This is a genomic window from Desulfuromusa ferrireducens, from assembly GCF_055389805.1.
This window is the reverse complement of sequence record NZ_AP042415.1, coordinates 4,327,602-4,345,907: the sequence shown is the minus strand read 5'-3', so window position 1 is coordinate 4,345,907 and position 18,306 is coordinate 4,327,602. Positions and strand designations below refer to the sequence as shown.

The following is an 18,306-nucleotide window of genomic DNA, read 5'->3' as shown; positions in this document are numbered from 1 at the left end:
CTGATGAAAGAAGTAACAGTCGGTTCGGCCAAATTTGGCGGTCAGCATCCGCTGGTGTTGATTGCCGGACCCTGCGCAATTGAAAATGAATCTTTGACGTTGCGGATCGCCGAGCGACTCAAGACGATTACCGCAGAACTCGGATGTCAGCTGATCTTCAAGGCTTCTTATGACAAGGCCAACCGGACCTCGGTGACCTCTTTCCGCGGACCGGGAATGGATGAGGGCTTACGGATTCTCGAGCGGGTTAAGGCCGATTTCGAGCTGCCGGTTATCTCTGATGTCCATGATGTCAGTCAGGTCGCTGCCGCTGCCGAGGTCCTCGATATCCTGCAGATCCCAGCTTTTTTAAGTCGTCAGACCGATCTGTTGGTTGCTGTTGGCAAAACCGGCAAAGCGGTCAACCTGAAAAAAGGCCAGTTCTTGGCGCCGTGGGACGTTGAGCACGGTATCAAGAAGATCGAGTCGACCGGTAATCAGCAAATTCTGCTGACCGAGCGCGGTGCGTCTTTTGGTTACAATAATCTGGTGGTCGATATGCGTTCGCTGGTGATCATGCGCGACATGGGCTATCCGGTCGTTTTTGATGCCACCCATTCGGTGCAATTGCCCGGCGGCGCCGGTGGTTCTTCCTCCGGTCAGCGGCAGTTTGTCGGCGCACTGTCGCGCGCGGCGGTTGCGACCGGTATTGATGGTCTGTTCTGGGAGGTGCATGAAAATCCTGACCAGGCGCTGTGTGATGGGCCGAATTCCTTGCCGCTGGAGCAAGTTAAACCGATGTTACAGCAGGTTATGACCTTCGACGCTATTTTTAAGCAGAACGGTACAGGAGAAACAAGTTGTTGATTGAAACCGCAAAGCGAGTCTTGCAGATCGAAGCCGATGCCGTATTGGCGTTGCAGTCACGGATAAATGGTGACTTTACCCAGGCAATTGCAATGATCCTCGCCTGCCAGGGGAAAGTGGTCGTTACTGGGATGGGCAAGTCAGGACTGATCTGCCAGAAGATCGCTGCAACCATGGCCTCAACCGGCACGCCGACCTTTTTTCTCCATCCGGCCGAAGGTATCCACGGCGATCTCGGCATGCTGGCCAAAGGGGATGTGGTTATTGCCATCTCCAACTCCGGTGAAACCGAGGAAGTCTGCCGCATCTTACCGGTTATCAAGCGCATGGGTTTGCCGCTGGTCTCGATGTCGGGAAACCCGAAAAGCACATTGGCCATTGCCGGTGATTGCCATCTCGATATCAGTGTTGCCGAAGAGGCCTGTCCCCTTGGCCTGGCTCCGACCGCCAGTACCACCGCAACCCTGGCGATGGGGGATGCCTTGGCCGTTGCCCTGTTGGAGGAGCGCGGTTTTAAGGCAGAGGATTTTGCTCTGTTTCATCCCGGCGGTGCGCTCGGCAAGCGTTTGTTGCTGCGGGTTGAGGATCTGATGAATACCGGCAAGGACGTGCCTTTGGTGCTGCCGGAAGTGCTGTTACGTGATGCTTTGTTTGAAATTACCAGCAAGAAGTTGGGCATTACCGGGATCGTCGATTGTCAAGGCCAGTTGCTTGGCGTCTTTACTGATGGGGATCTGCGCCGGATAATGGAACAGGGGCTGGACAGCTTGCAGCAGCCGATATCTGAAGTGATGACCACCTCACCGAAGCGGATTTTGCGTCGCAATCTAGCAGCCAAGGCCTTGCAGATTATGGAGAGCTGCTCGATTACCTCGCTGTTTGTTTTTGATGACGACGAGGGCACGGTTCCGGTTGGTATCGTGCATTTGCATGATCTGCTCAAGTCGGGTGTTGTCTGATGGAGGCTAGGTTAGCCAAAATAAAACTGCTGCTGCTCGATGTTGATGGCATCATGACCGACGGGCGGATTATCTACGATAATCAGGGCAATGAACTAAAGGCCTTCGACGTCAAAGACGGGCACGGGTTGAAAATGCTGCAGCGCGCCGGGATCAAAATCGGTATCATCACCGGCCGTAAGTCGGAGGTGGTTGTCAAACGGGCCGCAGAGCTCGGCATCGATATCCTCTATCAAAAGGCCCTGAACAAGCTTGATCCCTACCAGGAGATTTTGACAGAGCAGGGCCTGAGCGATGAGCAAGTCGCTTATATGGGGGACGATGTGGTTGATCTGCCGGTTTTGCGCCGGGTTGGTTTCAGCGCCACGGTGGCTGATGCCGTCCCCGAGGTGTTGCCCCTAGTCGACTATGTTACCAGCCGCCCCGGTGGGCGAGGTGCGGTGCGTGAAGTCTGCGACATGCTAATAAAAGCCAGTGGCCAGTGGGATACTCTGACTAAACGTTACTTCACTTCTTAGAGGTAGTTATTCGGGTTTGTACTGTTCCCTGTTTGGGCGGGGTGTAGATCTGAAAAGTGAAAGGCCGACAATGTTAAAGCTGCGCCGCCTGCTGGCGGTTCTGATTTTGCTGGCAGTTCTGGCGTTGGGGGTTGTTATCTGGCGTCACCTGAAACAGCAAAGCCCGCTACAGATTCTTGAAGCGTTGCCGGAACAGGTCGATCTGGCCTTGGAGCAGTTGCATTATACGCAGAATGAAGATGGTAAGCGCAGTTGGACTCTTGATGCTGATAAGGCTGAATATCAGCGGGACAACAATCAGGCAATTCTCGATGCTTTGCATCTGACAATGTATGACGCGGGCCAGTTCGACGAGGTGACGTTATCGGCTGAGCATGGCCTGCTGGAGCAGGAAAAGCGCCAAGTTGAGGCGTGGGGAAATGTGGTTGTTGCGACCTCGACTGACGAGCACCTCTACACTGAACGATTGCATTATGATGATCAACAACGCCAGTTGCACAGCGCTGCTCCGATCAGGGTGGTCACTCCCCGAATGGAGTTGACCGGAATCGGCTTGCAGGTTGATCTGGCACGCGGCTACCTTTTGGTGGAAAAAGATGTTTGGATGTTGTTGTTGCCAGAAGAAAGGAAAAATCGGAGCGATGAATAGATCCGTACAGCTTTTGTTGCTCGGCTTGTTGCTCTTTATTTCGCCAGCGAATGCCCAGCAGGGGCAGGTTCCGAAGCCAGCGGCTTTGCCGATCGAGGTGACTGCGCAGCAATTAGAGGCACATCAGGAGCAACGCAAAGCAATCTTTTCCGGTGACGTTGTTGCTAAGCAGGGTGATATTACGCTCTATTGTGACAAGCTGATTGTCTATTCCTTGCCGGTGGAGGATCAGGTCGATCGACTTGAGGCTTTGGGCAGTGTTCGTGTTGTTCAGCTTGACCGCACCGCAACCGCCGACCGGGCTATTTATCGGCAGCTTCAGGGGACCCTGGTTTTGTATGGCAATGCTCAAGTGCATCAGGGGCAGAATCTGGTGACAGGGGAAGAAATCACCGTTTACTTGCAAGAGAACCGCAGTGTTGTCAAAGGTGGAGATAGTGGTCGTGTCAAGGCGGTTTTGTTTCCCAATCAGAAGCCGGGGCAGGAGTGAGTCGTACACTGCAAGCCAAGGGGTTATATAAATCCTATGTCGGTCGTGAAGTTGTCTCCGGGGTAGATCTGCAGGTCAGTTCGGGGCAGGTGATTGGTCTGCTTGGTCCCAACGGGGCCGGCAAAACCACCAGTTTTTATATGGTGGTTGGTTTGGCGACTCCAGATCAAGGGGCGGTTTATCTCGACGATCAGGAGTTGACCGGATTGCCGATGTATCGTCGCGCCCGGTCTGGTATCTCCTATCTGCCACAAGAGGCGTCTGTTTTTCGTAAACTAACCGTGGCTGAAAACCTGTTGGCGATTCTCGAAACACTCGACCTGTCGACGGCTCAGCAGCAGGAGCGGCTTGAGGAGTTGTTGGAGGATCTGCATATCGGTCATATCCGCAACTCCAAGGGGTATGCTCTTTCCGGTGGTGAGCGGCGGCGTGTTGAGATTGCACGTTCTCTGGTTTTGGAACCGGCCTTTTTGTTACTCGATGAACCCTTTGCCGGAATCGATCCGATTGCTGTCATCGACATCCAGAATATCGTTTTTCAGCTCAAAGAGCGTGGCATCGGTATTTTGATTTCGGATCACAACGTGCGCGAAACTCTCGGTGTTTGTGATCAGGCCTACATTCTCAATCAAGGCAAAGTGCTTGAATATGGAACGCCTGAGCAAATTGCCGCAAGTAGTACCGCTCGTGAAATCTATTTGGGCGATAAATTTAAACTTTGAGAGTCGTGATCAAAGAGAGACTTTTAACAGCGACAATGTTAGTGTTGAATAACATTGTCTGGGATTTTTCGATAGAAGGTACTGATGGCGCTTGATCTTCGTTTACAGGTAAAACTGAGTCAACAACTGGTGATGACGCCCCAGTTACAACAAGCAATCAAGTTGTTGCAGCTCTCGCGTATGGAGTTGGTTGATGTAGTGACTGAGGAGCTGGCGGAAAACCCGTTGCTCGAAGAAGGCCTTGATTCAAAGGATGAGCGTGAGGACGGCTTGCCTGATGCTGAGAAAGAGCCGACTTCCGACAGTGATGTGCCACCTGAACAGGAGGTTAAAGCCGACGCGGAGGGGATGGATGACATCGATTGGCAGACCTACCTCGAAGGCTATAGCCTAAATAGCAGCAGCTCGCGTGATAGTTACGAAGAGCACGAAGATCGTCCTTCGTATGAAAGTTTATTGACGAAAAAAGGGAGCTTGACGGATCATCTGATGTGGCAGCTGGGTTTTTCCACGGCCAGCGATGTTGAGCGTTTGGCGATGGCGGAGATTATCGGCAATCTTGATGATGTCGGCTATTTGCATGCCACCGTTGAGGAGTTGGCCGAGGTGTCCGGGCAGTCAACGGAGATAATTGAGCGGGCACTGGAGCGGGTACGGCAATATGATCCGGCCGGGGTCGCTTGTCGTAATTTGCAAGACTGTTTATTGTTGCAACTGGATCGATTGGGATTGTCCGACACCCTGGCCGCGACGATTCTACGCGATTTTATTAGTGAGTTAGAAGGGCGTAAATATCCGATTATTGCCAAAGCGCTGAAGGTTTCGCTCGATGAGGTTCTGGCTGCCGCAAAACTGGTATCCGAGCTTGACCCGCGTCCTGGGCTGCTTTATAGCGAAGAGGATATTCACTACATCGTCCCTGATATTTATGTGAACAAGGTTGGCGACGATTATGTCGTAACGCAAAATGATGAGGGTCTGCCCAATCTGCGGATCAATTCCCTCTACCGCAATGCCTTGACCAATAGTGACTCAGTGGACAAAAAGGCTAATGAGTACATTCAGGACAAGATGCGCAGTGCGGTCTGGTTGATCAAGAGTATCCATCAGCGGCAGCGGACCATTTATAAGGTCACCAAAAGTATTGTTAAATATCAGCGAGCCTTTTTTGATCATGGCATCGAGCATCTTAAGCCGCTGGTTTTGCGCGATGTGGCTGAAGATATCGAGATGCACGAATCAACCGTCAGCCGAGTGACCACCAATAAGTACGTGCAGACCCCGCAGGGATTGTTTGAATTAAAGTACTTTTTTAACAGTGGTATCAATACGGTTGATGGTGATGCGGTTGCTTCGGAGAGTGTCAAGAGCCGGATCAAGGAAATCGTCGCTACGGAGAATCCTAAAAAACCGTTTTCCGATCAGAAAATTGTTGCCCTGCTCAAAGAGCAGGATATTAATATCGCTCGCCGAACTGTGACCAAATATCGAGAAATGCTTGGTCTTGGTTCGTCGACCGAGCGTAAGAGATTGTTTTAACTTCTGGATTGTTCTGCTGTGATGATCGGGAATAACTGTTTCTCGATCAATTCTGCGCTATACTGAGATGACCTACACCGGACTCTTAGGGTCTGTTTATCGAAGGAGGAATATTTATGCAAATTGCCGTTACCTTCCGTCACATGGAAAGCAGCGAAGCCGTACGTAGCTATGTGGAAGAGAAACTGGCCAAGGTTAAGAAGTACATCGAGGAGCCTATCGATGCGCAAGTGGTTCTGTCGGTACAGAAAAAGATCAATCACCGGGCAGAAGTCACCATGGTCGCTAAAGGGCTGACCATGAAGAGTGTTGAAGAGAAAGAGGATATGTATGCCGCTGTTGACCTGATGGTTGACAAAATTGAGCGGCAACTGAAGCGTTATAAAGAAAAACTCAAGCGACACAAAGGGAGTACCGGGGCTCAACGGCTGGTAGATAAGTCTGTCCTGGCTGCTTCCAGTGTCGATGAAGGGCACGAGACCCCGGAAATCATCAAAAGTCATTCCTTTTCTGTTAAGCCGATGTCGGTTGAAGAGGCTGTCATGCAGATGGATCTGCTCGACAAGGATTTCCTCGTTTTTACCGACGATCGCTCCGAAGAAATGAACGTTGTTTACCGTCGTAAAGATGGTAATTATGGACTGATTGTTCCCCAGGGAAGCTGAATGGCCGCCGACGGGTAATTTCGTGTGAATCACTGAAATTACCCGTCTTTTTTACTGCTGACTAATAAAGATTATAAGTATGAAAATATCTGAGTTGCTAAATTCTCAGGCAATCGTTGCTGACTTGCAGGCACGTGATAAAAATCGCGCTCTTGCTGAATTGACCGATGCCCTGATTGCATGTGAGCCGTCGCTTAACCGTGATGAAGTGATAGAGGTTCTGCAGGAACGTGAAAAGCTTGGCAGTACCGGGATCGGGGATGGTGTGGCGATTCCTCACGGTAAATTAGCTGGCATCCCGGAATTAATGCTTGCTTTTGGCAGAAGTCGAGGTGGTGTTGACTTTGAATCGATGGATGGCCAGCCAGCTCATTTGTTTTTTCTGTTGATCGCCCCGGAAGAATCGATCGGTGTCCACCTGAAAACCTTGGCTCGGATTTCAAAATTGTTGAAAGATTCGACCGTGCGGCAGAAATTATTAGACGCGGAAGATCAGGATGCCATTTATCAGGTCATTCTTGACGAAGAGGACCAGGCCTGATAGGAAAAGAGTCCCGTTTTGGTCTGCAGTTGGTTGGTTTTAGGCTGTAGGCTCCTTTATCTTCTGGGCTTTGCCCCGCTAGTCGATTTGAATCAGACCTATGGCTGAACTGACTATCCAGGAAATTCTCGATGAAGAAGAAGCCGGCCTTGACCTGGAGCTTTTGGCCGGCGCTGGTGGCTTGGCGAACAAGGTCACTATTCCGCGCATCCAGAAGCCCGGCTTGGCCTTGGCTGGCTATAGCAGCAGTCTACATCGGGATAGGATTCAGGTTCTTGGTTCGACCGAACTGAGCTATCTAACGACGATGTCGCGTGAGAAAGCGACAGAACAACTCCAGCTGATTTTAGACCGTAACCTTTCTTGTTTGATTATCACCAAAGATCAGGAAGTTCCTGACTATCTCGTCCAGCAGGCTGAGTCCTGCGACACCCCTGTGCTGCGGACCAGGCACCTCAGTTCAAGTTTTATCTCCTTGATTACCAAATTTCTTGAAGAACGATTGCTGCCGACGTCAACGTTACATGGAGTATTGATCGATATTCTTGGTGTTGGTGTTCTGTTACAGGGGAAAAGTGGGGTTGGGAAAAGCGAATGTGCCCTCGAACTGATTTTGCGTGGTTATCGGTTGGTTGCTGATGATGTTATCAAGGTGCGTCTGAAGTTGCCCTCGGTTATCTTTGGCGAGGGGATGGACCTGCTGCACTACCACATGGAAATTCGTGGCCTGGGTATTCTCAATATCAAGCACTTGTTCGGCGTTGCGGCGATTCGTGAACGGAAAAAAATTGATATGGTCGTTGAACTTGTCCAGTGGGAAGAGGGCAAGGAATATGATCGACTCGGGTTGGAGGAGAAAACTTTAGAGATCCATGGCGTTGAGCTTCCGTTCATGCGTATCCCTGTTGGTCCTGGGCGTAACGCCGGCACTATTGTTGAGGTCGCGGCACGCAATCAGTTGTTAAAAGAGATGGGTTATCATAGCGCGCGCGAGTTTCAGGGGTTGCTCGAAGAACGGATGGCCGAGGCCGCCCGTCTGCATGCCCACACCATCATTGGGGATAATCTGGAATGAGTCGTCGGCTGCTGATCATAACCGGCTTGTCTGGCTCTGGTAAAAGTACCGCCGTTCGCGTGTTGGAAGATCAAGGCTTTTTTGTCGTTGATAATCTGCCGTTTGCTATGTTGCCGGATTTTATTCAGCGAGCCCAGGAAGGTTTGAAGGAGTCGACCGACGTCGCGGTTGTGATCGACGTGCGTAATCGCGGTTTTCTGGCTGATTACCGCGTGACTCTCGATCAACTGGAAGCCAGTGGTTGCGAAGTCGAAATACTTTTCTTCGAAGCCTCGGACGAGGTTCTCTTAAGGCGTTATTCCGAAACACGCCGCTCTCATCCGCTGGCTGCCGACGAAACGGTTCAGGCCGGAATTTCCCGTGAACGGCAGCTATTGCGCTCCCTACGTACAGAAGCCTCGCGGATTATTGACAGTAGTAATCTCAACTCGCGACAGATGCGTGATTTGCTCCTGAATTATCTTGGCGAAAAGGGCGAGTCACTGCTGATAGTCAGTCTTGAATCCTTCGGTTATCGTTATGGGTTACCTCCCGCTGCCGATCTGGTTTTTGATGTGCGTTTCCTGCCGAACCCATACTATATAGACAATTTACGACCATTGACCGGTTTGGATAAGACGTTGCGCGATTATGTGCTTGGCCAGCAGGCTTGCCGCGATTTTCGTCAGCACCTTGATCAGTTGCTCGCCTTTCTGATGCCGCATTATCGGGACGAGGGGAAGAGTTATCTGACGATTGCCATTGGCTGTACCGGCGGCCGACATCGCAGCGTTTCCATTGTCGAAGATCTGTCCGTCAGCTTCCCTGACAGCTCGGTCAATCTGCGCGTTAATCACCGCGATGTGGCTAAAGGCTGACCGATGATCGGCATTGTCATTGTGACCCATTCGAATTTAGGTCGTGAGTTTATTTGTGCCGCGGAAATGATTGTTGGTCCGGCAGCACGCTTGCAAGCGATCAGTATTGATCGATCTGTTGCGGTTGCGTCAGTTCAGCAGCAGTTACAGTTGGCGGTGCAGAGTGTTGGCCAAGACGGAGATGGGACCATTATCCTGACGGATATGTTCGGTGGTACACCGACCAATATCAGTGCCGAGTTTTTGCAAGATTCTCAGATTGAAATTGTCACTGGCATCAATTTGCCGATGCTGCTGAAATGTATCAGCGCCCGGCGGGACAAGTCGGTCGCTATCCTGGCCGAGTTCCTTAAAGATTATGCGCGTAAAGCTATCATGCTGCCATCTGAGCTGTTGAAATAATCGTTGTTGGAGACCGTGAATGAGTCTTGTCCTGACCCGTATTGATAATCGTTTGATTCATGGCCAGGTGTTGGAATCCTGGGTGCCTTACGTGCACGCCAACTGTCTGGTGGTGGCAAATGACAACGTTGCTGCGACTCCCCTTAAGCGGATGATGATGGAATCCTCTGTGCCCAGTCGGATGCGGGTAGAGATTGGCTCGATTGAGGAAATAACGGCACTTTTTGCTTCTGGTGATTTGGATGGTTGCAGGACTCTGTTATTGTTTGGCACGACCGCTGATGCATTGCGGGCTTATCGTTGTGGGCTTGTCTACCAGCAGTTGAATCTGGGTAACCTCCACGCCGGGGTCGGGAAAACCAGGCTGAGTTGTACTCTTTTTTTGGATCAGGACGATCTGGATACCTTGCAGGAATTAGAACATGCCGGTGTCGTTATTTCAGCGCGTTGTATTCCGGCCGATAGCGAACGCTCATGGAAAAAACTGTTTCCTAACCGGAGGAAAAAACCTTGAGTGTTTCTGAGCTGCTTATCGGTGCATTGGTCGCCCTTGTTTGCGGGCTGGATCGTACGGCGATTTTGCAGGTCATGATTTCCCGGCCGATCGTTGCCGCCCCGCTGGTTTCCTGGCTACTCGGGGAACCAGCGGTTGGGCTGCAGATCGGCTTGATGGTGGAGTTGCTCTGGTTGGCGCGTTTGCCGGTCGGCGCCGCCATCCCACCCGATGATACCCAGGTGGCGATTGCCAGTAGTGTCCTGACGATTACTCTTGGACGCTTGCTGGGGGCCCCCGGGACAGAGTTGATGTTACTCTGTTTGCTGATTGCCATCCCCCTGGGCAAGGTCGGACAGTTTTTTGACCGCTTTTCCCGGCAGTACAATATTCGCTTGCTGACGCAGGCAGAAAGTTGTCTGGATAAAGGTCATTTGAAATTGGCTGAATTGCAGCACCTGCGCGGCTTACTCAGTTTTTCGCTGGCGGCCGTGGGGACCTATGTTGTGATCATCTTCGGTGGCTTTTTTCTAGTGCCGATCCTCTGGCCGATCGTGAAACAGTCTTTATTGCATTCCAGCGGTTGGTTGCAACTTGCTTTGCCACTAGTGGGGGTTGCTGTCATCCTCGGGACGATCAATGTCAGCCGGGCCTTGACCCTGTTTTGTGCTTCTTTTGGCATGGCCTTTCTGCTGATGTGGTTGGTGTAGCCGATGGCGTTGTCGAGAAAAACCCGTATTCATGTCTGGTTGCGTTTGCTGTTATTGCAGGGCAGTTGGAATTTTGAACGGTTACAGGGCCTCGGCTTCTTCTATGCGCTGATGCCAGCATTAAGAAAGTTGTATTCGCCGGAGAAACTGCCGAAGGTTGCTCGTGAGCACCTCGCTTATTTCAATACCCATCCTTACCTGGCGCCGCTGGTTGCCGGTGCGGTACTGAAGCTGGAAGAAGAGCGTGCTGCAAAGCTCGATCAGCAGGTCGCTATCAGCGATTTTAAAGAGATGGTCGCGGCACCCTATGCCGCTATCGGCGACGCCCTGTTCTGGGGCGGTTTGCGACCATTGTCCGCCGGGGTTGCGCTGTTTTTTGCTGCCAAGGGGATACTCTGGGCTCCTGTGGTATTTCTCCTGCTTTACAATGTCGTGCCGCTGGCTTTTCGCTTGCTTGGGTTTGCTCGCGGCTACCAATACGGGATTCATTCGGTTGATTTTTTCCAGCGACGACGATTGCCGGACTGGGCGATTCATACCAAGGAAACGGCCATTGTTATTCTTGGCGGTTTCAGTGCTTTTCTGGTGTTTCAGCACTTACAGCGTCTGGAGCTGGTCAGCTGGCTCGGTCTCTTGACTCTGGTACCAATGATCCTGCTCGGCTTGCTGGCTCGGCGGGGGATTTCAACCTTATTGCTTACTTTGCTGAGCGCCATCATCATTATTCTGTTCAGCCTGTTCTGGACAGATGTAGCGCGTTTAATTGTGCTATAGGGGAACCATAAAATGTTAAGTCGAAAATTTATGATCAAAAATCGCTTGGGGTTGCATGCTCGAGCTGCTGCACAATTGGTGCAGACGGCTAATCAGTTTGCCTCTGAAGTTACGTTGTTTAAAGAAGATATGGAGGTAAACGGCAAAAGTATTATGGGGATACTCTTGCTGGCTGCGCCCAAGGGGACAGAAATTTCCGTAGATATCGATGGCTCAGACGAAGATCAAGCGATGACCGTGATTGCTGATTTGATCGAGGATGGTTTTGGGGAAGATTGAGGTCGCAAAAGATACTTATCTCGTTGGGATCGGGGCATCGCCGGGGATCAGCATCGGCGAGATCAATCTGCTCAACCAGCGTACCACTGTCGCCGACTGGCCGATTGCCGCCGCTGATGTCGATGCCGAGTTGGAGCGTTTTCACTGGGCCTTGGCGCAGTCACGTGAAGAGTTACTAGAAATCAAAGCGACGGTTTCCAGCAAGCCTCATCTGCGTGAACACATGTATATCCTCGATACCCATCTGTTGATCCTCGAAGACGAAATGTTGATTCAGGGGACCGAAGAGGTTATTCGCGAGCAGGTTAACTGTGAGGGTGCGTTAAAAAGAACGATCCTTAAATTGCGCCAGCTGTTTGAAAATATCGAAGACGAATATCTGCGCGAGCGGCGTTCCGATGTGGAAGCTGTCGGTGGCCGGTTGATGCGGATTTTGACTGGCGAGAATCAGCGTTCTATCGATGATATCGGGCACAAGGCGCTGGTCGTCGCGCATGACCTGTCTCCAGCCGATACCATGCAGATGGACCGCGATCGGGTGCTCGGGTTCGTAACCGATAAAGGCGGCAAGACGTCACATACCGCTATCCTGGCCCGCTCGTTGGAGATACCGGCGATCGTTGGTCTGGAGACAATCACCTCGTTGGTTTACGACCGGCTGCCGGCAATTATTGACGGCAGTAGTGGGATCGTGATCCTCAACCCTTCCGAGGAGACCTTCAAAGAGTATCTCAAGCGCAAACAATCGTACGAATATCTGGAAAAAGAGCTGCAAAGTTACCGGGACCTTCCAGCGATTACGACTGACAATGATCGGGTTGCACTGCGCGGTAATTTCGAGCTGTCCAGCGAGATTCCCGTTGCACGAAATCACGGTGCCGAAGGGGTCGGTCTGTATCGTACTGAGTTTCTTTACCTTGGTCGCCCTGAGCCTCCGAGTGAAGATGAGCAGTTTGATGCTTACCGCGAAATTCTTGAAGAGATGCAACCGAACCCGGTCACCATCCGCACGCTGGATATTGGCGGTGATAAGGTTGTTTCGCAATTGAATGTGACCGATGAGGCCAACCCGGCCATGGGTTTGCGGGCGATCCGCTTCTCTTTACGCGAGGGGCGGCTGTTCAAAATCCAGTTGCGGGCAATTTTGCGGGCTTCGGTTTATGGCAAGGCGCGGATCATGTTCCCGATGATCAGTGGGGTTGCCGAGATCCTCACCTGTAAGCGGATTTTACAGGAGGTCAAAGGTGGGCTTGATGCCGAAGGGATTGCCTACGATAGCGAAATCGATATCGGCATGATGATTGAGACTCCCTCGGCGGTGTTGTTGGCCTCTCAGTTTGCCGAAGAGGTCGATTTTTTCTCCATCGGCACCAATGACCTGATTCAGTATTGCCTCGCGGTTGATCGGGGCAACGAATATGTTGCTTATCTGTATGAACCGTTGCATCCGGCCATTCTGCGCGCCTTGAAAACGGTTTGCCAGGCAGCCAACGATGCCGGTATCGATGTCAGTTTATGTGGCGAGATGGCAGGCGAACCGCTGTATGCGCTGGCGCTGGTCGGGCTGGGTTTGCATGAATTGTCGATGAACCCGGCCAGTATACCCCGTGTTAAGCGGGTTATCCGTCAGGTATCCAGACAGGCCGGAGAACACTTGGTGGAAAAGTTGCTTTGTTTGAAAACCGGTAAAGAGGTTTCAGCCTGTCTCGACCTCGAGATGCGGAGACTACTGCCTGAAATCTTTGACCAAGCAATTATCTAAAGAAAATAGCGTTGACTCGAACAACTAAGCTACATAGAATATCCCGTTCATTTATACAAACTTAACAGTGGAGGAATACTGTACATGCCAATGACCGATTTTCTCTTTACTTCGGAGTCCGTAGGCGAAGGTCATCCGGATAAGGTTGCCGATCAGATTTCCGATGCAATTCTCGATGCGATTCTCGCACAGGATAAAAATGCCCGGGTTGCCTGTGAAACCATGGTCACCACCGGGATGGCGATGATTGCCGGAGAAATCACCACCAGTGCCTATGCCGATTTTCCGACCATCGTGCGTGAGACCATCAAAGAGATCGGTTATAACGACTCGGCCATGGGCTTCGACTACGAGACCTGTGCGGTTCTGACCTCGATTGATCAGCAGTCCGCCGATATCTCGCAAGGGGTAACCGCGGGAGAAGGCCTGTTCAAGGATCAGGGTGCTGGAGATCAGGGCTTGATGTTCGGTTTTGCCTGTAACGAAACGGCGGAGTTGATGCCGATGCCGATTACTTTTGCCCACAAGTTGACCAAGAAAATGGCTGATGTGCGCAAAAGCGGCCAGCTGAATTTCCTGCGTCCCGATAGTAAGTCTCAGGTTTCCGTTCAGTACATTGATGACAAGCCAACGCGGATTGATACCGTGGTTCTTTCTTCGCAGCATACTCCCGAGGTTAAGTATGAAGCCCTCCAGGAAGCGCTGATTGAAGAAGTCATCAAGGCAACCCTGCCAGCCGAACTGCTGGATGAAAAGACCCGCTTTCTGGTCAACCCGACCGGCCGTTTTGTTGTTGGCGGGCCAATGGGTGATTGCGGTCTGACCGGTCGCAAGATTATCGTCGATACCTACGGCGGCCAAGGCTCTCATGGTGGTGGCGCATTCAGCGGTAAGGATCCGTCCAAGGTTGATCGTAGCGCTTCCTACATGGCGCGTTACGTGGCCAAAAATATTGTTGCGGCCGGTTTGGCACGCAAGTGTGAAGTCCAGCTTGCCTACGCCATTGGCGTTGCGGAACCGGTTTCGGTGATGATCAATACCTTCGGTACCGGCAAAATCCCGTCGAACCAGATTTCCGAGATTGTCCGCGCCGAATTCGATATGCGCCCAGCAGGGATTATTGAGCAACTTGATCTGCTGCGGCCGATTTATCGTCAGACCGCTGCTTACGGTCACTTTGGTCGTGAACTGCCCGGCTTTACCTGGGAGATGACCGACCGCGTCGATTCGCTCAAGTCGCGCGCCGGTTTGTAAAAGTCTTTAGCGCACCAACAACAAAGGGCGAGCCATTATAGGCTCGCCCTTTGTTGTTCAATCAAGATAACGCTTCATCAGCCCCTGATAGGCGTCGATGCGACGATCACGCAAGAAGGGCCAGACCCGACGGACCTTTTCAGCGTGCTTTCGGTCAAGCTCCACCAGCAGCACCGCTTCTTCTGTTTCGCTCCCCTGAACCAGGATTTCACCCTGGCAGCCGGCGACAAAGCTGCTGCCCCAGAATTGCGCCCCGGATGTGGTTCCACTCGGGTCCGGCTCAAAGCCGACACGGTTGACAGCTATCAGCGGGGTCCCATTGGCAATGGCGTGGCCGCGCTGCACCGTGATCCAGGCCTCGCGTTGACGCTGCTGTTCTTCAGTGCTGTCAGCCGGGTCGTAACCGATTGCGGTTGGATAGATCAGTAGCTCGGCACCAGCCAGGGTCATCAGTCGCGCCGCCTCAGGGTACCATTGATCCCAGCAGACCAGTACGCCGAGTTTGCCGAGCGAGGTTTCTATCGGCGTAAAGCCGAGATCCCCGGGGGTGAAATAGAACTTTTCATAATAGCCGGGATCATCCGGAATATGCATTTTACGATAAGTGCCAGCGATGGAACCGTCTTTTTCGAAGACCACTGCGCTGTTGTGATAAAGCCCGGCAGCGCGCCGTTCGAACAGCGAAGTCACCAACACCACGGCGAGTTCTTTGGCCAGTCGAGCGAATAATTCCGTTGTCGGCCCTGGGATCGCTTCGGCCTGGTCAAAGGCCTCGGTGTCCTCGGTCTGGCAAAAATAGCGTCCGCTGTGGAGTTCTTGCAGGACGATCAGTTCCGCGCCCTGTGCTGCAGCTTGGCGGATTGCCGCAACGCTTTTTTCGATATTGTCAGTCCGGCTATCGCTGCAACGTTGTTGAACTAAAGCGATTTTTAAAAGGCTCATGGCAGAACTCCTTTCGGGATTTGCATGGTGAGGCAATGCAGGGATCCATGTTGCCAGATGACAGCTCGGCAATCGATACCGATGATCTTCCGCTCTGGATAGGCTGCGGCGATTGCTGCCAGCGCGACGGCATCTGCCGGGTCAGCATAGGTCGGGACCAGTACGGCACCGTTAATGACCAGATAGTTGGCGTAGGTGGCCGGCAGGCGTTGTCCTTCGTCGTCGTAACTGGCCTGTGGCCAGGGGAGTGGGATCAGCTTGAAGGGGCTGCCTTTTGAGGTGCGGAACAATTGGAGCTGCTTTTCCATTTTTTGTAGCTCGGCATAATGCTCATCCTGCGGATCGTCGCAACGGACATAAGCGATCGTATCGTTGGGACAGAGCCTGGCCAGGGTATCGATATGCGAGTCCGTGTCATCTCCGGCGAGGAAGCCGTGATCCAGCCAGAGGATGTTTTTGGCGCCGAGCTGATCCGTCAGTGTTTGTTCAAGCTGTTCTTTTTTGCAATCTGGATTGCGGTTGGGATTGAGCAGGCATTCGCTGGTGGTGAGAATGGATCCGTCGCCGTCACTTTCGATGCTGCCGCCCTCGAGAATCAGGCCGATCTCTTCCCGTTGGGTTGTGCCGAACGCGCCGGCAAGAGAGAGTCGCTGCGTGACTTGGTTGTCGCGGTCAGCGGCGAATTTGGCACCCCAGCCGTTGAAACCAAAATCGAGCAGAATCGGCTGTCCATTTCGCAGGATCGTGATTGGTCCGAAATCACGCGTCCAGGTGTCGTTGGTCGGAACTTTTTCTGTCTGGACGGCGGCTAGGTCGACCCCTGCATGGGTTAAGCATGCTGCGACCGAATCAGGCTCCGGGGTGACAATCAGCACCGTTTCGTATCGCACAATGGTTCGCGTCAGTTCAATAAAAACGGCGGTAATTTCATCCAGGATCGGCAACCAGTCCGAATTGGCATGCGGCCAGGCGAGCAGCACGCCGTCTTGCGGTTCCCATTCGGCGGGCAAGCGGCAGTGAGATAGAGCCTCTTCTGTCATAGCGATACGACCTCGGAGCAGCTGTTACAACGTATGTTCAATCAGGATCTTCAGCCCGATAGCAATCAGGATCAATCCGCCAAGGATTTCGACCCTCGAACCCCAGCGTCGACCGACCCGTCGGCCAAGCAGCATGCCGCAGATGGTGAGGACCCCGGCGGTTATTCCGATTACCAGTGCCGGAGTCCAGATGGTGACACCGAGAACGGCTAAACTCAAACCGACGGCTAGGGCATCGATGCTGGTGGCGATAGAGAGCATGATCAAAGACAGACCACGGGTCGGATCGTCCTCACGCTCTTTGCCGTCGTCCCCCTGCCAGGCCTCCCAGAGCATTTTACCACCGACCAGCGTCAGGAGTCCGAAAGCCAACCAGTGGTCGAAGGCCTCAATCTGCTGGCGCACACTGACTCCCGCCAGCCAACCGAGGATTGGCATCAATGCTTGAAAGAGTCCGAAATGAAAGCCAAGGCGAAACAGATGGCGTCCGGTTAGTTTGGGTAGAATGAGTCCGGCACTTAACGCGACAGCAAAGGCATCCATTGCCAAGGCTATCGCAATGCCCAAGAGGGTGATAATATCCATAGTTCCTAACCGATCACGGGTGAGCAGAGGGCTGTTTATAGCACAAGATGGATCGGGCAGACAATCAGATCAACTGGCTAAGGAGTCCCCATGATCCGTTTTTTTTCGGTTGTTGCGGATCGGTTAGAAAAAGAGTAGTTTTCACCGGTTGAGAGTTTTTTGCCCGTGGTTTTTGTATTGTCGTCAGGAGATTATTGGTGCTGAAAAGATTGTTTTCTTCTCCCTCGAGCGATGGTCTGGATGCTGGAGAGAAGGCTGGTGAATATTTTGACCATGGTTATAATTGCGCCCAATCGGTACTGCAGGCGATCACCGCCCGTAATGACTCTGAGTTGATGGAAATCGCGAAATCATTCGGCGCTGGGATTGCTGGGGCCAAGTGTCTGTGTGGTGCTATCAGTGGTGGCGTGATGGCGTTGAGCTTGAAAGGGAAGGGCAAGCAGAGTGATCGCTTGGTTGCGGCATTTCGCCAGCGGCATCGGACCAGTTGCTGTGTCGGATTGAGCAAGCCCTATAAATGGAACAGTCGTGAACATGTGCAGAATTGTCGCAAACTGACGGTCTCTGCAGCCGAAATTGCCGAGTCGATCCTGCTCGGCAAAGATCCTCGCTAAAACTTGATCCCGCCTTTTAAGCCCGGGGGAGAGACTGCAGTAATTGCCTCTCCCCCGGGTTGAATTATTCTTCGATGCTAACGCTTTCGATAATCACTGCTTCTTTCGGCACATCCTGATGACCACCACTGTTTCCAGTGCTGACCTTGGCGATGGTATCAACGATCTCCATCCCCTCGGTGACCTTGGCGAATACCGCATAGCCGTAACCGCTCGGGGTTTTTGACTGGTGATTGAGAAAGTCATTGTCAACCAGGTTGATAAAAAACTGACTGGAGGCGCTATCGACCACTTGAGTCCGAGCCATCGCCAGGGTGCCGCGGTCGTTTTTTAAGCCGTTGTCGGCCTCGTTCTTGATTTCTGCATTGCTTTTCTTTTGTTTCATGTCGACGGTGAATCCACCACCCTGAACCATGAAGTTGGGAATGACGCGGTGAAATATCGTCTGATCGTAGAATCCGTCGCGGATATAAACTAAAAAGTTTTCACTGCTGATTGGGGCGTTTTCGGTGTCGAGTTCAATGGTAATCTGTCCCATGCTGGTTTGCATACGAACGACAGGTTGTGCACTCATGAGATGCTCCTTGGTT

General features: G+C 52.2%; 23 protein-coding genes. 19 read left to right on the top strand and 4 right to left on the bottom strand.

The genetic code is table 11. The annotated features are described in order from the left end of the window. The 18 genes from kdsA to metK all read left to right on the top strand — a co-directional run bounded on the left by kdsA (position 1) and on the right by metK (position 14,535). Positions 1-846: a 3-deoxy-8-phosphooctulonate synthase gene (gene kdsA, locus ACZ5PT_RS19520; protein WP_464266773.1), complete on the top strand. Its 846-nt coding sequence runs from the start codon at positions 1-3 to the stop codon at positions 844-846. Further along, positions 840-1,805, top strand: a complete 966-nt coding sequence (locus ACZ5PT_RS19515; protein WP_464264684.1) for a KpsF/GutQ family sugar-phosphate isomerase — start codon at positions 840-842, stop codon at positions 1,803-1,805. The genes kdsA and ACZ5PT_RS19515 overlap by 7 nt, the downstream gene beginning before the upstream one ends. Further along, positions 1,805-2,323 (top strand): KdsC family phosphatase, encoded by a 519-nt coding sequence (locus ACZ5PT_RS19510; RefSeq protein ID WP_464264683.1) that lies wholly within the window; start codon positions 1,805-1,807, stop codon positions 2,321-2,323. Before ACZ5PT_RS19515 ends, ACZ5PT_RS19510 begins: the two co-directional genes overlap by 1 nt. A 70-nt stretch (positions 2,324-2,393) precedes the next feature. Next, positions 2,394-2,972, top strand: a complete 579-nt coding sequence (lptC, locus tag ACZ5PT_RS19505; RefSeq protein WP_464264682.1) for an LPS export ABC transporter periplasmic protein LptC — start codon at positions 2,394-2,396, stop codon at positions 2,970-2,972. Further along, the gene (lptA, locus tag ACZ5PT_RS19500) at positions 2,965-3,462 is read left to right on the top strand and encodes a lipopolysaccharide transport periplasmic protein LptA (RefSeq protein ID WP_464264681.1); all 498 of its coding nucleotides are present in this window, start codon (positions 2,965-2,967) and stop codon (positions 3,460-3,462) included. The genes lptC and lptA overlap by 8 nt, the downstream gene beginning before the upstream one ends. After that, on the top strand, positions 3,459-4,184 hold the full coding sequence (gene lptB, locus ACZ5PT_RS19495; protein ID WP_464264680.1) for an LPS export ABC transporter ATP-binding protein: 726 nt from the start codon (positions 3,459-3,461) through the stop codon (positions 4,182-4,184). The genes lptA and lptB overlap by 4 nt, the downstream gene beginning before the upstream one ends. 84 nt (positions 4,185-4,268) lie before the next feature. Continuing rightward, the gene (rpoN, locus tag ACZ5PT_RS19490) at positions 4,269-5,723 is read left to right on the top strand and encodes an RNA polymerase factor sigma-54 (RefSeq protein WP_464264679.1); all 1,455 of its coding nucleotides are present in this window, start codon (positions 4,269-4,271) and stop codon (positions 5,721-5,723) included. Between the two features lie 116 nt (positions 5,724-5,839). Continuing rightward, a complete protein-coding gene (gene hpf, locus ACZ5PT_RS19485) occupies positions 5,840-6,388 on the top strand; it encodes a ribosome hibernation-promoting factor, HPF/YfiA family (RefSeq protein ID WP_464264678.1) in 549 nt (182 codons plus the stop codon). A gap of 79 nt (positions 6,389-6,467) precedes the next feature. Further along, positions 6,468-6,929: a PTS sugar transporter subunit IIA gene (locus ACZ5PT_RS19480; RefSeq protein ID WP_464264677.1), complete on the top strand. Its 462-nt coding sequence runs from the start codon at positions 6,468-6,470 to the stop codon at positions 6,927-6,929. 100 nt (positions 6,930-7,029) lie between these two features. Beyond that, a complete protein-coding gene (gene hprK / locus ACZ5PT_RS19475) occupies positions 7,030-8,004 on the top strand; it encodes an HPr(Ser) kinase/phosphatase (RefSeq protein ID WP_464264676.1) in 975 nt (324 codons plus the stop codon). Next, positions 8,001-8,861 (top strand): RNase adapter RapZ, encoded by an 861-nt coding sequence (gene rapZ, locus ACZ5PT_RS19470; RefSeq protein WP_464264675.1) that lies wholly within the window; start codon positions 8,001-8,003, stop codon positions 8,859-8,861. The genes hprK and rapZ overlap by 4 nt, the downstream gene beginning before the upstream one ends. Positions 8,862-8,864: 3 nt before the next feature. Next, positions 8,865-9,263: a PTS sugar transporter subunit IIA gene (locus tag ACZ5PT_RS19465; RefSeq protein WP_464264674.1), complete on the top strand. Its 399-nt coding sequence runs from the start codon at positions 8,865-8,867 to the stop codon at positions 9,261-9,263. Positions 9,264-9,282: 19 nt separating this feature from the next. Then, positions 9,283-9,777 (top strand): PTS sugar transporter subunit IIB, encoded by a 495-nt coding sequence (locus ACZ5PT_RS19460; protein WP_464264673.1) that lies wholly within the window; start codon positions 9,283-9,285, stop codon positions 9,775-9,777. Further along, on the top strand, positions 9,774-10,466 hold the full coding sequence (locus ACZ5PT_RS19455) for a PTS sugar transporter subunit IIC (RefSeq protein WP_464264672.1): 693 nt from the start codon (positions 9,774-9,776) through the stop codon (positions 10,464-10,466). Before ACZ5PT_RS19460 ends, ACZ5PT_RS19455 begins: the two co-directional genes overlap by 4 nt. Before the next feature lie 3 nt (positions 10,467-10,469). Beyond that, positions 10,470-11,240 carry a PTS system mannose/fructose/sorbose family transporter subunit IID gene (locus tag ACZ5PT_RS19450; RefSeq protein WP_464264671.1) on the top strand — a complete coding sequence of 257 codons (771 nt, stop codon included), beginning with the start codon at positions 10,470-10,472 and terminating at the stop codon, positions 11,238-11,240. Positions 11,241-11,252: 12 nt separating this feature from the next. Further along, positions 11,253-11,519 (top strand): HPr family phosphocarrier protein, encoded by a 267-nt coding sequence (locus ACZ5PT_RS19445; protein ID WP_464264670.1) that lies wholly within the window; start codon positions 11,253-11,255, stop codon positions 11,517-11,519. Then, complete coding sequence (ptsP, locus tag ACZ5PT_RS19440) at positions 11,500-13,281, top strand: phosphoenolpyruvate--protein phosphotransferase (RefSeq protein ID WP_464264669.1); 1,782 nt, start codon at positions 11,500-11,502, stop codon at positions 13,279-13,281. Before ACZ5PT_RS19445 ends, ptsP begins: the two co-directional genes overlap by 20 nt. An 84-nt stretch (positions 13,282-13,365) precedes the next feature. After that, positions 13,366-14,535, top strand: coding sequence for a methionine adenosyltransferase (gene metK, locus ACZ5PT_RS19435; protein WP_464264668.1), 1,170 nt, complete (start codon positions 13,366-13,368; stop codon positions 14,533-14,535). A gap of 57 nt (positions 14,536-14,592) precedes the next feature. On the opposite strand, the gene ACZ5PT_RS19430 is transcribed toward metK, so the two are convergent. The 3 genes from ACZ5PT_RS19430 to ACZ5PT_RS19420 are packed head-to-tail and all read right to left on the bottom strand — an operon-like array spanning position 14,593 to position 17,102. Next, entirely contained in the window at positions 14,593-15,477 is an 885-nt protein-coding gene (locus tag ACZ5PT_RS19430) for a carbon-nitrogen hydrolase (protein ID WP_464264667.1), read from the bottom strand. Next, positions 15,474-16,517 (bottom strand): agmatine deiminase family protein, encoded by a 1,044-nt coding sequence (locus tag ACZ5PT_RS19425; RefSeq protein WP_464264666.1) that lies wholly within the window; start codon positions 16,515-16,517, stop codon positions 15,474-15,476. Before ACZ5PT_RS19425 ends, ACZ5PT_RS19430 begins: the two co-directional genes overlap by 4 nt. Before the next feature lie 24 nt (positions 16,518-16,541). After that, complete coding sequence (locus ACZ5PT_RS19420) at positions 16,542-17,102, bottom strand: manganese efflux pump MntP (protein WP_464264665.1); 561 nt, start codon at positions 17,100-17,102, stop codon at positions 16,542-16,544. Between the two features lie 197 nt (positions 17,103-17,299). Here ACZ5PT_RS19420 and ACZ5PT_RS19415 point away from each other — a divergent pair, with 197 nt between their 5' ends. Beyond that, positions 17,300-17,716 (top strand): C-GCAxxG-C-C family protein, encoded by a 417-nt coding sequence (locus ACZ5PT_RS19415; protein WP_464264664.1) that lies wholly within the window; start codon positions 17,300-17,302, stop codon positions 17,714-17,716. A 64-nt stretch (positions 17,717-17,780) separates the two neighbouring features. On the opposite strand, the gene ACZ5PT_RS19410 is transcribed toward ACZ5PT_RS19415, so the two are convergent. Then, on the bottom strand, positions 17,781-18,290 hold the full coding sequence (locus ACZ5PT_RS19410; RefSeq protein WP_464264663.1) for a peptidylprolyl isomerase: 510 nt from the start codon (positions 18,288-18,290) through the stop codon (positions 17,781-17,783). Positions 18,291-18,306: the final 16 nt, after the last annotated feature.

What these genes read in the sequence shown, in the direction of transcription:
- ptsP (WP_464264669.1), top strand. Translation starts at nt 11,500, where the DNA reads ATGGTTTTGGGGAAGATTGAGGTCGCAAAAGATACTTATCTCGTTGGG.
- ACZ5PT_RS19425 (WP_464264666.1), bottom strand. Translation starts at nt 16,517, where the DNA reads ATGACAGAAGAGGCTCTATCTCACTGCCGCTTGCCCGCCGAATGGGAA.
- ACZ5PT_RS19465 (WP_464264674.1), top strand. Translation starts at nt 8,865, where the DNA reads ATGATCGGCATTGTCATTGTGACCCATTCGAATTTAGGTCGTGAGTTT.
- rpoN (WP_464264679.1), top strand. Translation starts at nt 4,269, where the DNA reads ATGGCGCTTGATCTTCGTTTACAGGTAAAACTGAGTCAACAACTGGTG.
- ACZ5PT_RS19450 (WP_464264671.1), top strand. Translation starts at nt 10,470, where the DNA reads ATGGCGTTGTCGAGAAAAACCCGTATTCATGTCTGGTTGCGTTTGCTG.
- ACZ5PT_RS19445 (WP_464264670.1), top strand. Translation starts at nt 11,253, where the DNA reads ATGTTAAGTCGAAAATTTATGATCAAAAATCGCTTGGGGTTGCATGCT.
- hpf (WP_464264678.1), top strand. Translation starts at nt 5,840, where the DNA reads ATGCAAATTGCCGTTACCTTCCGTCACATGGAAAGCAGCGAAGCCGTA.
- ACZ5PT_RS19510 (WP_464264683.1), top strand. Translation starts at nt 1,805, where the DNA reads ATGGAGGCTAGGTTAGCCAAAATAAAACTGCTGCTGCTCGATGTTGAT.
- ACZ5PT_RS19460 (WP_464264673.1), top strand. Translation starts at nt 9,283, where the DNA reads ATGAGTCTTGTCCTGACCCGTATTGATAATCGTTTGATTCATGGCCAG.
- ACZ5PT_RS19480 (WP_464264677.1), top strand. Translation starts at nt 6,468, where the DNA reads ATGAAAATATCTGAGTTGCTAAATTCTCAGGCAATCGTTGCTGACTTG.
- ACZ5PT_RS19410 (WP_464264663.1), bottom strand. Translation starts at nt 18,290, where the DNA reads ATGAGTGCACAACCTGTCGTTCGTATGCAAACCAGCATGGGACAGATT.
- lptA (WP_464264681.1), top strand. Translation starts at nt 2,965, where the DNA reads ATGAATAGATCCGTACAGCTTTTGTTGCTCGGCTTGTTGCTCTTTATT.
- ACZ5PT_RS19420 (WP_464264665.1), bottom strand. Translation starts at nt 17,102, where the DNA reads ATGGATATTATCACCCTCTTGGGCATTGCGATAGCCTTGGCAATGGAT.
- ACZ5PT_RS19430 (WP_464264667.1), bottom strand. Translation starts at nt 15,477, where the DNA reads ATGAGCCTTTTAAAAATCGCTTTAGTTCAACAACGTTGCAGCGATAGC.
- metK (WP_464264668.1), top strand. Translation starts at nt 13,366, where the DNA reads ATGCCAATGACCGATTTTCTCTTTACTTCGGAGTCCGTAGGCGAAGGT.
- hprK (WP_464264676.1), top strand. Translation starts at nt 7,030, where the DNA reads ATGGCTGAACTGACTATCCAGGAAATTCTCGATGAAGAAGAAGCCGGC.
- rapZ (WP_464264675.1), top strand. Translation starts at nt 8,001, where the DNA reads ATGAGTCGTCGGCTGCTGATCATAACCGGCTTGTCTGGCTCTGGTAAA.
- lptC (WP_464264682.1), top strand. Translation starts at nt 2,394, where the DNA reads ATGTTAAAGCTGCGCCGCCTGCTGGCGGTTCTGATTTTGCTGGCAGTT.